This window comes from Rheinheimera metallidurans (assembly GCF_036983985.1).
Classification (GTDB): domain Bacteria; phylum Pseudomonadota; class Gammaproteobacteria; order Enterobacterales; family Alteromonadaceae; genus Alishewanella; species Alishewanella metallidurans.
The window spans coordinates 456,238-471,482 of the sequence record NZ_JALAHQ010000002.1 but is presented as its reverse complement, the minus strand read 5'-3'; the positions used below and the strand labels follow the sequence as shown (position 1 = coordinate 471,482).

Annotated in this window: 10 protein-coding genes; 2 read left to right on the top strand and 8 right to left on the bottom strand. The window is 43.8% G+C overall.

Annotated elements, in window-relative coordinates; genetic code table 11:
* Nucleotides 1-46: 46 nt before the first annotated feature.
* Both nrdD and nrdG read right to left on the bottom strand, forming a co-directional pair.
* Complete coding sequence (gene nrdD / locus MN199_RS07520) at nt 47-1,870, bottom strand: anaerobic ribonucleoside-triphosphate reductase (protein ID WP_335738949.1); 1,824 nt, start codon at nt 1,868-1,870, stop codon at nt 47-49.
* Nucleotides 1,871-1,891: 21 nt separating this feature from the next.
* Entirely contained in the window at nt 1,892-2,341 is a 450-nt protein-coding gene (gene nrdG, locus MN199_RS07515) for an anaerobic ribonucleoside-triphosphate reductase activating protein (RefSeq protein ID WP_335738948.1), read from the bottom strand.
* A gap of 236 nt (nt 2,342-2,577) precedes the next feature.
* On the opposite strand from nrdG, the gene MN199_RS07510 reads away from it, so the two are divergent.
* Nucleotides 2,578-3,135, top strand: coding sequence for a hypothetical protein (locus MN199_RS07510; protein ID WP_335738947.1), 558 nt, complete (start codon nt 2,578-2,580; stop codon nt 3,133-3,135).
* 574 nt (nt 3,136-3,709) lie between these two features.
* Here MN199_RS07510 and MN199_RS07505 read toward each other — a convergent pair.
* The 5 genes from MN199_RS07505 to MN199_RS07485 form a co-directional block, all read right to left on the bottom strand.
* Entirely contained in the window at nt 3,710-4,477 is a 768-nt protein-coding gene (locus tag MN199_RS07505; protein WP_335738946.1) for a peptidylprolyl isomerase, read from the bottom strand.
* A gap of 99 nt (nt 4,478-4,576) precedes the next feature.
* Entirely contained in the window at nt 4,577-5,266 is a 690-nt protein-coding gene (gene narI, locus MN199_RS07500) for a respiratory nitrate reductase subunit gamma (RefSeq protein ID WP_132586771.1), read from the bottom strand.
* Between the two features lie 10 nt (nt 5,267-5,276).
* On the bottom strand, nt 5,277-6,017 hold the full coding sequence (gene narJ / locus MN199_RS07495) for a nitrate reductase molybdenum cofactor assembly chaperone (protein ID WP_132583974.1): 741 nt from the start codon (nt 6,015-6,017) through the stop codon (nt 5,277-5,279).
* A 5-nt stretch (nt 6,018-6,022) separates the two neighbouring features.
* Nucleotides 6,023-7,558: a nitrate reductase subunit beta gene (gene narH / locus MN199_RS07490; RefSeq protein ID WP_335738945.1), complete on the bottom strand. Its 1,536-nt coding sequence runs from the start codon at nt 7,556-7,558 to the stop codon at nt 6,023-6,025.
* A 16-nt stretch (nt 7,559-7,574) separates the two neighbouring features.
* A complete protein-coding gene (locus MN199_RS07485) occupies nt 7,575-11,291 on the bottom strand; it encodes a nitrate reductase subunit alpha (protein WP_335738944.1) in 3,717 nt (1,238 codons plus the stop codon).
* A gap of 339 nt (nt 11,292-11,630) precedes the next feature.
* On the opposite strand from MN199_RS07485, the gene MN199_RS07480 reads away from it, so the two are divergent.
* On the top strand, nt 11,631-13,415 hold the full coding sequence (locus tag MN199_RS07480; protein ID WP_335738943.1) for an ATP-binding protein: 1,785 nt from the start codon (nt 11,631-11,633) through the stop codon (nt 13,413-13,415).
* A gap of 90 nt (nt 13,416-13,505) precedes the next feature.
* Here MN199_RS07480 and MN199_RS07475 read toward each other — a convergent pair whose 3' ends face one another.
* A complete protein-coding gene (locus MN199_RS07475) occupies nt 13,506-15,122 on the bottom strand; it encodes an MFS transporter (RefSeq protein ID WP_335738942.1) in 1,617 nt (538 codons plus the stop codon).
* Nucleotides 15,123-15,245: the final 123 nt, after the last annotated feature.

Genomic DNA, 15,245 nt, shown 5'->3' with positions numbered 1-15,245 from the left:
CAGTACTGCTCAGCTATTGAACAATACTGCCAGAGAAGTGCGTAGGTTAAGCTTGGCGTTGCATTGTCAGTGGTTTATGTGCGGTTATATCGCTACTGGTGCGCTCGTAATGGCGCAAGCTATGCTCTAAACGCCGGCCGCTGCTAAAGGCCGATACACGTTTTAAGTAACCAATAACTCGGGTGCCATAGTCAATATCTTTGCTCCCGCAGCGTGGGCAGGCGCATAGCGTGCGTTTATCAATAGTTTCGCACTGATTACAAATGGTAATTTTTACATTGATACAAAAGTAATTACAACCAGTATTCGCCGCAATATTTAACAAGTTTAAGTAACCAGCTTGGTCTAAGCGTTCTTCTAAATTTAGATGCAGCGCCGAGCCGCCATCTAAATAGTCGAGTAACTGGCGGCCATGCATTTGAAATTTATCTAAGGTGTTGCAGTTATCATCTTCAACGACATAAAAATACGAGTTATAGCAGTCTCGCTCAACCATATAGCCGTCTTCGCGATCCCATTTCGCATTTTTAACACCAAGGTTTTCTGCTGGTACAAATTCGGTGTTAAACATATAACCATATTCAGCTTTGGCCGCTTTGTTGGCATCAAAAATAACCTTTAACTGTTGTTGCACAAAGGCAATATAGTCTGGGTTATTGCTTGCGGTGATACCTTGCGATTCAGCCGCTTCAACCATGCCGTTAATACCAATGGTTAAAAATTGCTTATCAAGCGAAATAAAACCGGCGTCATATACCGTTAGTAAGCCGGCGTCTTTGTACTCTTCCATTAGTTTGCGATAGGCCACTTGGTATTTATGAATTTTGCTTATTTCTGTCGCAATATCACGGCCATCTTGAATAAGCCGGTTCATATTAATAGTAATTACGTTAATTGAACCGGTAGCCACGCCGCCAGCCCCTAACGAATAAGAGAAGGTGTTATCGCTAATTTCGCTGCGTAATCGGCAGCAGCTAGCGAGCGAGTCGGCATTGTCTGACTGATAAACAAAAAACGCATTACCGGCGGCTAGCTCTTTGGCCATATCATTAGCAAAGGCCTGATCTTTACATTTACCGTTTTCGGTTAACATGGCTACGGTAACCACAGGGAAGGTGAGTACAGTTTTTTCGCGCTCGGCATTAAACCAGCTTAAGAAAAACTGCTGTAACGCTGATACTGATTGCCACTCTGGTTTAACAAAATCGGGAAACACAAAGTTACCAAACATGCTGTCAAAATAATGCTGGTCGTACACCGAGATATTCCAAAACACGCTTTGGTAACCACGCGCTGCGGCGGGCTGGTTTAGCGCATACACCACGTGCTGTAGGTGGTTTTCAATTTGTTTACGGTGGGTGTTTAGGTAATTGTCGCCGTAATCTTTACGGGCAAAGTAGTCAAAATAGGTAAGAAACTCAACCGTTGCCACTGCGCCAGCAAACTGGCTAGATACGGCAAAAACAAAGTTAACAAAGCAGCCGCAAAATGATTCTAAATGCTTAGGCGCTTGTGATTCGCCACCTAGCTTAGTTAAACCGTCACGCAAAAACGGATACATAGTTACCGAGACACAGTAAGGTTTTAGGCTGGTTTCGTCGTGCACATAAATTTCATGTTGCTCTATTTGCCTTACATATTCTACTGCTAAGTCTTGGCCGAATAGCTGGCTAATTTTTTTACTGACTAAAGCTCTATTCACCTGAATAAAATGGTCTTTCATTATTTCGGCTTCAAGCGTAGCAATATTTTTTTGCGTTACGTTGGCATTGGCATCTAAAGTAGAGCCATCGGCAGCATTATTAGCCTTTAAGTATTTATCGATAAAGTTAAGCTTATGTTGAATTTGGTTAGAATTAAGCGCGTGCATGAATGATCCCTCAGCTGGTTATTAACGAATAAAACGATGGTTTAGGCAGTGGCCTGAGCGTAAATCAATAAATTTTTGATTAGTGTTCGGGCTATCTAAACCGCCAAGCTCTGCGAGCCAGCGGCCGGTTTTTAAATAGGTAAGACGGTTTTTAAGCTTGGCGGAAACTTGATCTAAGCCGGTGTATAAGCAGGTATTTAGCCCAGCAGATTGGGCAATGTGTAATAGCTCGACTAAGGCATCGTGATGCCACTCGCCGCCTAAAAACAATACACAGCTAATCAGCCCTTGATAGCTTTGTAAGCGCTGCTGAAAATAGCCAGTGGTTAACGGCGTGCCTTGGTTAGCATTCCAACTGTAGCTGCTGTGGCAGCCTTTGCAGCCAACAGGGCAACCGCTAATGGTAAACGCCAGTGACACTTCATCTGGCACTTCCTGAAATACAATGCTTTCGTCAGTAAAGTTAAGCATAAAACCCTTTATATAGTGTTGTTGTTTAGTGTTTGCACTATATGTTGTGTTTTAGCTTAATCTGCTTGGCCGTAAAAAGCTTGATCTAGATCAAGTTTTAGCCTTAGTTGAATAGCGCATAGGGCGCTAAGGCGCGGTTTTAGTGACCTGCTTACCCCCTCAGGAGTAAGCCGCTTCAGGAGCGATTCAGCTGCATCGGTAACAATGCCGCTTTATCATCAAATAAGGTATTTGCTATGCAATCAGCAGTGTTAAAAAAATTGTTATTAGCAACAATGCTAATGTGTTCAGCGGCTTCGGTGAGTGCTGATAGGCAGGTTATGATTGAAGTTGGGCCAATAGAGCAAATTATTGCCGATGTAGTGGGCTATACCGCACAGCGTGCGACCAATGAATTAATTAAACTGGCTAATATCAATACCGAGCAACGTGGTTATACCGAGCGCTATAGTTACAGCTCGCAACAAAATTATCGTGGTAAGCCACCGGCGTTAGACCGCGATAGTAGAGAAGAACTGCGCGAGCTTAGACAAGAGCATCAACGTAAGCTGGCTAAGCTAGAGCGCGAACTGGATAAAGATTTAAGAGAACTAAGCCGCGATTTTTCTGAAGACGCCAGAGACACCAGAGATAGGCGTAAACTTGCTAAAAAACGCGAAAAATTTCAATATAAAGTCGATAAAGCGTATTACAAATTTTCTGAAAAAGTAGATAAAGCTAACGATAAGTTTGATCAAAAACGCGATAAAATTCTACGTAACGCGTGGGCTTATAATGGCCGTTATAACCACTAAAAGTGCGATTGCCAGAATTTAATTTTTTTCAGACCCAGCAGCGTTAGCTGGGTCTGCTAAATAAAACCTTAACACGTAAGTAGTCGTCATACGCATGCTCCTACCCAACTTATATTCACGAATAAACCCAACATACATAAAACCAATAAAATGGTGCTTAATATAAGTGAAATAATAAGAAACAGCCGGTAGGTGCCGGTTGCAGCCGTTACTTTTTTGTAAAAGGTGACAAGTAAAGCAGTTGCAATAATGCCAAATAAAACCAATAAGCCAATGTTAAATGCGCCCCACGGGCTAGTACCCAATGGGCAAGGTTGCATTGCTAGCGACTTATTGGCCCACAATAAAAGAATAGCTATTAGGCTAACGCTATTCTTGTTCAATACTAATTGGCATTTCTTCATGTGCTGAAACCTAATTGTAATGGTCAACTAATTCCGGATAGTAAATTAGATAGATCCCCAGCTTTTGCAAGTGCTATATCATCATTAAATTGTTTCCGCTAAACGCCTTAAAACAAAAAGCCAGCATTTAACTGCTGGCTTTGATAACCGTTTAATATTTTAACAATGTTTTATTGCATTAACGGTGAGTCTGATAAGTTAAAGTCGTAACCGTCAATTTCGGCGTTAACAATTAGCGTATGAATATACTGCGCTACGGCTTTACGCCGTACTTTTTCATTTAAGTATTCAGCAATTTTAAGCTCTACCGCGCTGTAGGGTAGTAAGTTACCGGCTACTTTGCGGGCGATATACACTACGTGAATACCGTAACGGCTTTCTACACCTTGTGGCATTAAACCGGGTTCGGCGGTGAATATTTGCCGTTCAAACTCTGATACGGTTTGGCCTTTGCTGATTTGGCCTAAGCTACCATCGGTGGCTTTAGACGGGCAAATAGAGTAGTGCTTGGCTAACTCGGCGAAACTGGCGCCTTGTTGTAATTGCTCAATAATTTGCTCAGACAAGATTTTCGCTTCAATGCGGCCTTTGTGATCTTCAGGCGCGGCGGCTAATAAAATATGGCTAACTTCTAATAGTGGCGAGCTGTGAAAACGCTGTGGGTTTAAGTTGTAATATTGCTCGCACTCGGCATCAGAGGCTTTGGGAATATGCACTTCTTGCTCGATTAACGCATCTAAGAAGTTATCGTCGCTGGCAATGTTTAGCTCGCTTTTTACAGTAATACCTAATGCTTTAGCGCGCTGGCGAAACAACTCACCGATAATTAAAGACTCTGCGGCTTTTAGCGTGGCTTCGCGTTTACTGGCAGCGGGGTGATATTGCACTTCTGCCATTACCGTGGCTTCGGGTATGGTGGTGTGGTTAACTTGAATCATATAAACCTCTACTGGCTAATATAGCGGCCTATCGTGCTAGGCAGTGATGTGCTGCCTAGCAGATTAGCACTAGAGCTTGTTGCTATTGCTTACAACCACTTAGCGAACAAAACGCTGCCGCACAATTTGATGCTGACGCGTAAAGTATTGCACTGGTACACTTAACATATGCACTAAGCGAGTAAATGGGAATACTAAAAATATTGTCATACCCAAAAACACGTGCAATTTAAATATCCAGTGAACGTTGCTAATAGCGGCAACGGCGGCGGTACTATTAAAGGTGGCGGTATTTTGTGCCCATGCCATTAATTTCAGCATCTCTGCACCATCCATATGACCTAGCGACACGGTAATAGAGATTAAGCCTAAGATTAATTGCGCATACAGCAGGAATAAAATCACGATATCCATAGTGCCACTGCTGGCGCGAACACGTGGATTAAATAGCCGACGTTTAATTAAAATGGTTAAACCATAAAAACAAATTAAACCAAATATACCGCCGGCAACTACCGCGATCACTTGTTTCATGCCTGGCGTGATGCCAAATAAATGCCAAACATTCGCCGGCATTAATAAACCGACAAAGTGACCTAAAAATATACCTAAAATACCAATATGGAATGGAATACTACCGCGGCGCAATTGCTTTTTTTCCAGCAATTGGCTTGAGCCCGTTTTCCAAGTGTATTGCTCACGGTCGTAGCGGATCCAAGTAGCAATAAACATGACCGCTATGGCAATGTACGGGTAAATACCAAAGGCAAACAAATTAAGGTGTGCCATCATATGCTCCTTAAGCGCGCGGGTTTGCGGCTTCTTTAAATAGTTCAGAACCAAGCTCGTCAGTGCTAAGCGGAATGAATTGATCTTTGCGCTGGGTTTCGCTTGGTTTATTGCCGCTGCCACAGGCAGAATCAGTTTGATCGTTACCCATAAAGGTAACCATCTCTTCTTCCCACACTTTGTCTAAGGCTTTTGGCGTATCGTCGCGCTGCTCGTTAGAAATTTGCGCTTTAATATCGCGTAAATCTACTTCGGCTTCTGACAGGGCTAATAACGTATGAAACAGTGTTGCGTAATTTGTTTCTCGTTGCTCAGCTCGGCAGGCTAGCACAGCTAAAATAGGCGCAATTTCTTCTAAACCGATTTGGCCATTTAGCTCACCTTGCGTTGATAAAAACTCAAGGTAGAGCGGAATGTAATCGGGCAGCTCTTTTTTATCTAAATCTAGACCGGCTTCTTTATACTGGTTAAGTAAATTAACCATAGCTTGACCGCGATCGCGTGACTCGCCGTGGATATGCTCAAATATCAGCAATGACAGCGAGCGGCCGCGTTCAAATAAGCCATCGTAATCCGATTGCCAGTCCATTAAGTCGCTAGCGCAGCGAGTTTGAATAAACTCGCTTAGCTTGCTTTTAAGGTCGGCACTAATAGTGGACTCGCTAACGATTGCTAATAAATCGGCTTGCGCTTCAACCAATGCTGGCGTTGGGTAATCTAATAGTAAGGATATAACCTGAAAAATTTTCATCTGCTTTAATCCTTAAGTTCTACAGGAATAACTTGGCGAACCGCTTTGGCTTTAGAGCCAAAGATGTTGACGTCGTTATTACCATCACCACAACCATTACCAAAACTAAAGCCACAGCTGGTTTTTATGTCGTAGGCGTTTTCGGCATAGGCGCGGTGACTGGTTGGAATAACAAACCGGTCTTCGTAGTTAGCTAAAGCCATGTAGCGATACATTTCTTCAACTTGAACCGGCGTTAAGCCGACCTGTGCTAGTACATCGGCATCTTCAACACCGTCGACTTGCTGCGCACGTTTAAAAGCACGCATCGCCACCATTCGCTCTAAAGCACGGGCTACGGGTGCTTCGTCACCAGCAGTGAGCATATTGGCTAAATAACGTAGCGGAATACGCAGTGATTTCACATCTGGGATTTCGCCATTCATACCAACATGCCCAGCTTGCACTGCACCTTGAATAGGTGACAGTGGTGGCACATACCACACCATAGGTAAGGTGCGATATTCTGGGTGTAATGGTAGGGCAACTTTCCATTCCATTGCCATCATATACACTGGCGAGCGCTGTGCGGCCTTGATCCAGTTATCGCCAATACCTTCGGCTTTCGCTGCGGCAATAACTTCTGGATCATGCGGATCTAAGAAGATATCAATTTGCGCTTGGTACAAGTCTTTCTCGTTGGGTGTATTGGCTGCGGATTCAATTTTATCTGCGTCATACAACAACACACCTAAGTAACGAATACGGCCAACACAGGTTTCCGAACATACTGTGGGTTGCCCAGCTTCAATGCGTGGGAAACAGAAAGTACATTTTTCTGACTTACCGGTTTTCCAGTTGTAGTAGATTTTTTTGTACGGGCAGGCCGATACACACATACGCCAGCCGCGGCATTTGTCTTGGTCTATTAATACAATGCCGTCTTCTTCACGTTTATAGATGGCACCTGACGGGCAAGCGGCAACACAAGCTGGGTTAAGGCAGTGTTCGCATAAGCGCGGTAAGTACATCATAAAGGTCTTTTCAAACTGACCGTAAATGTCTTTTTCGACTACTTCGTTGAAGTTAGTATCGGCTTTACGTTTGGCAAACTCCGTTCCAAGAATCTCTTCCCAGTTTGGGCCCCATTCAATTTTCTCCATGCGCTTACCAGTAATAAGCGAGCGCGGGCGAGCTACCGGCTGGTGCTTTAAATCACCGGCGGTATGTAAGTGTTGATAGTCAAAATCGAACGGCTCGTAATAGTCGTCAATTTCTGGCAAATCTGGGTTGGCAAAAATATTGGCTAAAATACGGCGTTTACCACCAATTTTTAGCTCTAACTTGCCAGCTTTATTACGTACCCAGCCGCCATTCCATTTTTCTTGGTTTTCCCATTCTTTAGGAAAACCAATACCAGGTTTACTTTCTACGTTGTTAAACCACGCATATTCAACACCTTCACGCGAGGTCCAGACGTTTTTACAGGTAATGGAGCAAGTGTGACAACCTATACATTTGTCTAAATTCAGCACCATACCAATTTGGGCTCTAACTTTCATATTGCTTACTCCAACCTTATTTCGTATCTAGCCAGTCAACGTTGTGCATTTTGCGCAGCACGACAAACTCATCACGGTTACAACCAACAGTGCCGTAATAGTTAAATCCATAAGACTGTTGCGCATAGCCACCAATCATGTGGGTAGGCTTCATAACGGCGCGAGTTACCGAGTTATGGATACCACCACGAGTGCCTGTTTGCTCGCTGCCTGGAATGTTAACGATACGTTCTTGAGCGTGATACATCATGCTGGTGCCTTCAGGTACTCGTTGTGACACTACAGCACGAGCGGCTAGGGCGCCGTTAACGTTGAACACTTCAATCCAATCGTTATCAACAATACCCGCGGCTTTAGCATCAATTTCGCTGATCCAGACAATTGGGCCACCACGCGACAGTGTTAACATCAGTAAGTTGTCAGAGTAGGTACTGTGAATACCCCACTTTTGGTGTGGCGTTAAAAAGTTCAGCACAATTTCGGTGTTACCGTTGGGCTTTTTATTTAATACCGGTGCAACAGTTTTTAAGTTAATAGGTGGCTTGTAGCTACATAGCTGTTCACCAAAGTCACGCATCCACTCGTGATCTTGATAAAACTGCTGACGGCCAGTAATGGTGCGCCAAGGAATTAACTCATGCACGTTGGTGTAACAGGCGTTATAAGACACATGTTCATCTTCTAAACCTGACCACGTAGGTGATGAAATAATTTTGCGTGGCTGTGCCACAATGTCGGCAAAGCGAATTTTTTCATCTTGTTTGGGTAAGGCTAAATGCGTGTGGTCGCGACCAGTAATCTCACTTAACGCTTGCCACGCTTTAACCGCAACCTGACCGTTAGTTTCAGGCGCTAAAGATAAAATCATTTCGCAGGCATCAATAGCAGTGTCTATTTTTGCCATGCCTTTGTTAGCACCTTCGTCGGTATGAACCCGATTTAATTGCTGTAAAAACTTAACTTCATCTTTCGTATCCCAACTAATACCTTTACCGCCGTTACCTTTACTTTCTAGTAATGGGCCAATTGAGGTAAAGCGAGCATAAGTATTGGGGTAATCACGTTCAACCGTATTGATATGCGGCATGGTTAAACCAGGAATAGCTTCACATTCGCCTTTCCACCAGGCTTTAACGCCATAGGGTTGGGCTAATTCTGCTGGAGTATCATGGTTCATCGGCACAGTAACAATGTCTGTTTCTACGCCTAAGTGGCCGACACTGGCTTTTGAAAATGCCTTGGCAATGCCTTTGAATATTTCCCAGTCACTACGCGCTTCCCACACTGGGTCGATAGCGGCAGTTAATGGGTGAATAAACGGGTGCATATCCGAGGTGTTCATATCGTCTTTTTCATACCAAGTTGCAGTAGGTAACACGATATCAGAATATAAACAGGTGGTTGACATACGGAAGTCTAGCGTTACCCATAAGTCTACTTTGCCTTCAGCACCGTCTTCGGTCCATTCTACGTCTTGTGGTTTATTACCACCAAAGCCACCTAAGTCTTTACCTAATAAGCCATGTTTAGTGCCTAATAAGTGTTTAAGCATATATTCGTGGCCTTTACCTGATGAACCTAATAAGTTCGAGCGCCAAACAAACATATTGCGTGGGAAGTTTTTTGGATCTTCAGGGTTTTCACAAGCAAATTTAATTTTGCGATCTTTTAATTGCTGTAACACATAGTCTTTAACTTCAACACCTGCAGCTTTAGCTTCTGCAGCTAACTTTAATGGATTAGTGCCTAACTGTGGTGCAGACGGCAACCAACCCATGCGCTCGGCGCGGGCGTTATAGTCAATAATACTGCCAGACCATTTCTCTTTATTAGCTAAAGGTGAAATGATTTCTGTCATATTCAGTTTTTCATAACGCCATTGGCTTGAATGGTTATAGAAAAAGGATGTGCCGTTCATATGACGCGGTGGCCGCTGCCAATCAAGACCAAAGGCCAGTGGCGTCCAGCCGGTTTGCGGGCGTAGTTTTTCTTGGCCAACGTAGTGAGCCCAACCGCCGCCACTTTGACCAATACAACCACACATCATTAGCATATTAATGATGCCACGGTAGTTCATGTCCATGTGATACCAGTGGTTTAAACCAGCACCTACTATCACCATAGAGCGACCACGGGTTTTATCGGCATTACGACCAAACTCGGTGGCAATACGAATAACGTCTTCAGGTTTAACGCCTGTAATAGCTTCTTGCCAACCTGGTGTATTAGGAATGTCATCTAAGTAGCTAGTGGCGCGATTAGGGTCATTAACACCATTATCAACACCATAATGCGCGAGCATTAGGTCATAAACAGTAGCAACCAAGGCACTAGTGCCATCGGCTAACTGTACGCGTTTAGCCGGAATTTTCCGCATTTGCACATCGTTGTGTGCGGTATGTTGGAAATATTTATATTCGTGTGGTGCGCCACCAAAATACGGAAAGCCAACATCGGCAAATTCATCACAGTTATCTTTTAACGATAAGTGTAATTCTACGTCGCCATCTTTATCTTCTTGTTGTAAGTTCCACTTACCTTTTTGGCCCCAGCGATAACCAATAGCACCGTTCGGGCTAGTTAAGCGGCCATCTTTATTTAAACCAATGGTTTTCCAATCTGGGTTGTTTTCTTCACCCAAGTTGTCAACTAAGTCGGCAGCACGTAAGAAGCGACCTTGGGTTAAGCGGCCGTCGTTCTCCTCTAACATAACTAACATCGGCATATCGGTATAACGACGAATGTAGTCAGTAAAATAGGTGCTGGGGTTTTTAACGTGGAATTCAGTTAAAATAACGTGACCAAATGCCATCGCTAAGGCGGCATCTGTACCTTGGCGCGGCGCTAACCAGGTATCACCAAATTTTGATGCTTCAGAATAGTCCGGTGTAATAACACAGGTTTTGGTGCCTTTATAACGTACTTCAGTTAAAAAGTGCGCATCAGGAGTGCGGGTTTGCGGTACGTTTGAACCCCAAACAATAATATAGTTTGAGTTATACCAGTCAGCAGATTCAGGAACGTCAGTTTGTTCGCCCCATACTTGGGGTGAGGCCGGTGGTAAGTCACAGTACCAGTCGTAGAAGCTTAAACAGTTACCACCAATTAAGGATAAGTAACGTGCACCCGCGGCATAAGACACCATTGACATAGCCGGAATAGGCGAGAAGCCTGATACGCGGTCTGGCCCATATTCTTTAGTGGTGTATACGTTTGATGCAGCAATTAGCTCGTTTACTTCATCCCAGCTAGCGCGAACAAAACCACCTAAACCACGGCGCTCTTTATAGCTTTTAGCTTTTACCGGATCAGTAACAATAGACGCCCACGCTGCTACTGGGTCGCTATGTACGGCTTTAGCTTCGCGCCATAGCTTCATTAATTGCTTACGCATTTTAGGATATTTTAAGCGGTTGGCACTGTAGATATACCAAGAGTAGCTAGCACCACGTGGGCAGCCACGCGGTTCATGGTTAGGTAAATCAGGGCGAGTGCGCGGGTAATCGGTTTGTTGCATTTCCCAGGTTACTAGGCCGTCTTTAACATAAATTTTCCAGCTACATGAGCCAGTACAGTTAACACCGTGGGTTGAGCGTACAACTTTGTCATGCTGCCAGCGTTGGCGATAGCCTTGCTCCCAGGTTCTATCTTCATTAGTTGTAACACCGTGGCCGTCGGCGAACGGTTCTTTGCGCGTTTTGAAAAAGCGCAATTTATCGAGAAGGTGACTCATGGTTAACTCCTGGTCTTTTCTTGCATGAACAGACGGTTTTGCTTTTAGATTTATACACTATAGAAATTACTGCATAATAATGCTTGATTTGGATCAACCTCGCCACAGCGCCAAATGATTGAAATAAAAAGAAAATACCTAAAAGGTGGTAGGGCGGAATTGGCGCAAAAGCGGGCTTGGCATGACCCACCTACCCACAGTGGGTAGGCAGTGTGGCGCTTGATTGTTAGGCTAGATAAAAAGGGGTAGCTAAGGTTGCAACATAGAATTTCTGTGGTTTGACCTGCTATCTGTAACATAAGCGGGTATGCTTACAGCGTTTATAGTAACGGAGCAGCTATGCGACCTTTTTCTATCGTTACTCGGATTAATATTGCCTTAGCATTTATTGTGTCATTAGCCATCGGTATTTTATTAGTGTCGTATTGGTTATCTGAACGCACCGACAGCGATGCTTATGCGGTTAATGTTGCTGGTTCACTGCGAATGCAGAGTTATCGCTTAGCTTGGCTAGCCGCGCAAGATGATCCGATAGAGCTAGAAAAAGCACGGAAACATTATAACGAAAGTTGGAAACATCCGGTGTTTAACCGGTTTTTACATAATGCTGCGGTAATGCGCCAGTTTGAACTGGCCCATCAGCATTGGTTAAAAAGCGAGCCTTTATTACGCCAGCCAATAGATGTTGCGCTAATAGAGCCCGCGTTGCAGCGTCAGCTAGAGTTATTAGAGATACTGGTTAGTGACATTCAGCACGATGCCGAACAAAAAATACGTAGTTTTCGTACCTTACAGCTAGCCGCATTATTGGTAACTGTTTTACTGTCGGCAATCGTTATTTACTGGTTAAAAGTCATGGTGCAAGAGCCGTTAGCGCAATTAACCAAAGGTGCTAGGCAGGTTGCAATGGGCGACTTTACCCATCGTATTACCGTAGAAAATAACGATGAACTGGGCGCTTTGGCACATAGTTTTAATAAAATGAACGATTCCATCGCCTATATGTACGGCAATTTAGAAAAGCGGGTAGAAGAGCAAACCGAAGTACTGCAGCATACCAATACAAAATTACGCTTTTTGTATAACACCTCGCAACGCATCAGTGAACACGCACCAGACAGTACTGATTTTCAACATATTATTACGGAATTAAAAACGGTAGTTAAAATAGCTGATTTAGAGCTGTGCTTATTTACTGAGGACGGTAACAAGCCTTATATGCAAGTGTTGCCGGATGACACTGATGATGAAGCCTGTGCCAAAACGAGCTGTAATGATTGTTTAACCGGCGCGACTACCGAGAACTGTCTTAGCAGTGATTATCATTTTGTCCTGCAGCGTGAACGTAAACGCTATGGTGTGTTGGTGGCACGCGTTGCGGCGGGCAATAGCCTAGAGCCTTGGCAACATCGTATGTTGTCTTCAGTTGCTGATCAGCTGGCATTGGCACTGAGTTTGAAATCGGAAGAAGAGCAAGTACGGCGCTTTGCCTTAATGCAGGAACGCACAGTAATAGCGCGTGAATTACATGACTCGTTAGCGCAAGCTTTATCTTACTTAAAAATACAGGTAACACGCTTAAATAAAGCGATACAAAAAGAAGATAAATTGACGATTAACGATGTGTCAGCCGAGTTAAAGCAAGGTTTAGATGCAGCCTATCGACAACTACGAGAACTATTAACCACTTTTAGACTAAAAGTAGATGGCTCGGGTTTATTAAGTGCATTGCAAACTACGGTAACGCAGCTTACTGAGCAGTCAAAAATGCATATTCAATTAGATTATCAACTGTTAAATATCCCGCTAACGCCACATGAAGAAATTCACTTGCTACAAATTATCCGCGAAGCCAGTCAAAACGCGGTGCATCATAGCTCGGGTGACGAAATACTGATTAAACTGTATCAGCAAGACGACAAGATGGTGGCATTAGCTATTGAAGATAACGGCGTGGGTATTCCAGAAGCGGCCGAAAAGTTAAACCACTACGGCTTAGCTATTATGCAAGAGCGTAGCCGGCATTTAGGTGGTGATATTGACATTAGGCGGCGAGAAGAAGGCGGCACCGGCGTATATTTTTACTTTACGCCAGAATACCTACAGCAAGAAAAAACCGCATAAATTAGCAATATTAAAACCATGAAACGGTGACAAAACAACGGAGGCATTAGCCTCCGTTGTGTTTTATATTATAGCGCTGCAGTTAGCCTATTACGGATTATAAAACTCACCGTTTTTACGCAAGTAAAAGAACCAGTTAACTAGCAAACAGAGGCTATAAAATATCGCAAAACCAATCATCGCATACTCAGGTGTAGTGGCTTTAATTTGCTCACCTAACACTTGTGGAATATAGAACGCACCGTAAGCGGCTACCGCTGAAGTCCAACCTAATACTGGGCCGGCTTGCTCTTTGGGGAATACTAGGGCAATAGTTCTAAAGGTTGAGCCATTACCAATGCCACTAGCCGCAAACAAGCCTAAAAAGATTAAGAAAAACGGCACAAAGTATTGCTCAGGCGTGGCTGACTGATAGGCTAACTGCATATAGTGGCCTGCTGCTAGTGCGCAAATAATCATAATAACGGCACAAATTTGTGTTACCAAGGCACCACCTACTTTATCAGCAACCCAGCCGCCAACCGGACGAATTAACGCCCCAATAAACGGTGCTATCCAGGCGTAAGTTAATGCACTTGGCCCATTCGGGTTAGTGGTATTGTGAGTCATTACACCGTCAACCATAATATGGCTGTAACCAAAGATAACCTTAATGGCTAACGGAAATGCAGCGGAAAAACCAATAAAAGAACCGAAGGTCATCACATACATGATGCTCATAACCCAGGTATGTTTATTGTTAAAAATGCGGTATTGACGTTCAAGGCTACTGCGGATTGTGCCGGGTAACAGCTTTAATAACATGACTGTGCCGAATAACACTAACAGCAGCACAATTTCTTTCGGAATACCAAAGCCTGAACCGTTTTCTGAAGCAGGCAAAATTAGCCACAAACCGATAATAGAGGTTAAAAAGCCGATACTTAACATGGCTAAAATAATGCTAAAAGCGGTGATGGCTTTAGGTAATTTGGGTGTCACTTCTTCAGTATGAATATTATTCGTACCAAACCAAAGTACAAAAGCTAACGGTACTAAAGTAATTAACCAAGCAAAGCCCGCGTTCTGGATCCACGTGCTTGTACCTGCAGGAATAGTACCTGTTACTGTGCCGCTTGGCTTGAGCAGTTCCATTGGCTCGCCGCCACCTAAAAATGTAAATACGCCGTAAGACATAAAAATAGGCACTAAAATCTGCACCGTGGTTACGCCAAAGTTTCCTAAGCCTGCGTTTAAACCTAGGGCTAAACCTTGTTGTTTTTTCGGATAAAAGAAGCTGATGTTTGACATTGATGAGGCAAAATTACCGCCACCAATACCGGCTAATAAGGCCATTATTTGAAACACCCACAACGGCGTATCAATGCTTTTTAGCGCCAGCGCGGTGCCTACCGCAGGCACGAGTAACAATGTGGTGGTAAGAAATAGTGTGTATCGGCCACCGCATAACCGGACAAAAAAGCTTGAGGGTATGCGTAAGGTCGCACCAGTAAAACCGGCAATAGCGGTTAGAGTAAACAACTCAGCGGTACTAAACGGGTAACCAACGTTAAGCATTTGTACAGTTAAAATGCTCCATAGCATCCAAACACCAAAGCCACAGAGTAAGCTGGGTATTGAGATCCATAAGTTTCGGCTTGCGATGCGCTTGCCTTGGCTTTGCCAGAAGTCTTCATCTTCTGGTTGCCATTTTTTTAGGTCAGACATAATTAACTCCGGTTAGGATGACTAAATTAATTAGCCAAACTATGCAGCGCAGCGGCCAGTGTCACAATGTATCTTCGGAGTTAGCTGTTTAAGCCAGTTAGATAGTTGTGAGTACCTAAAAGT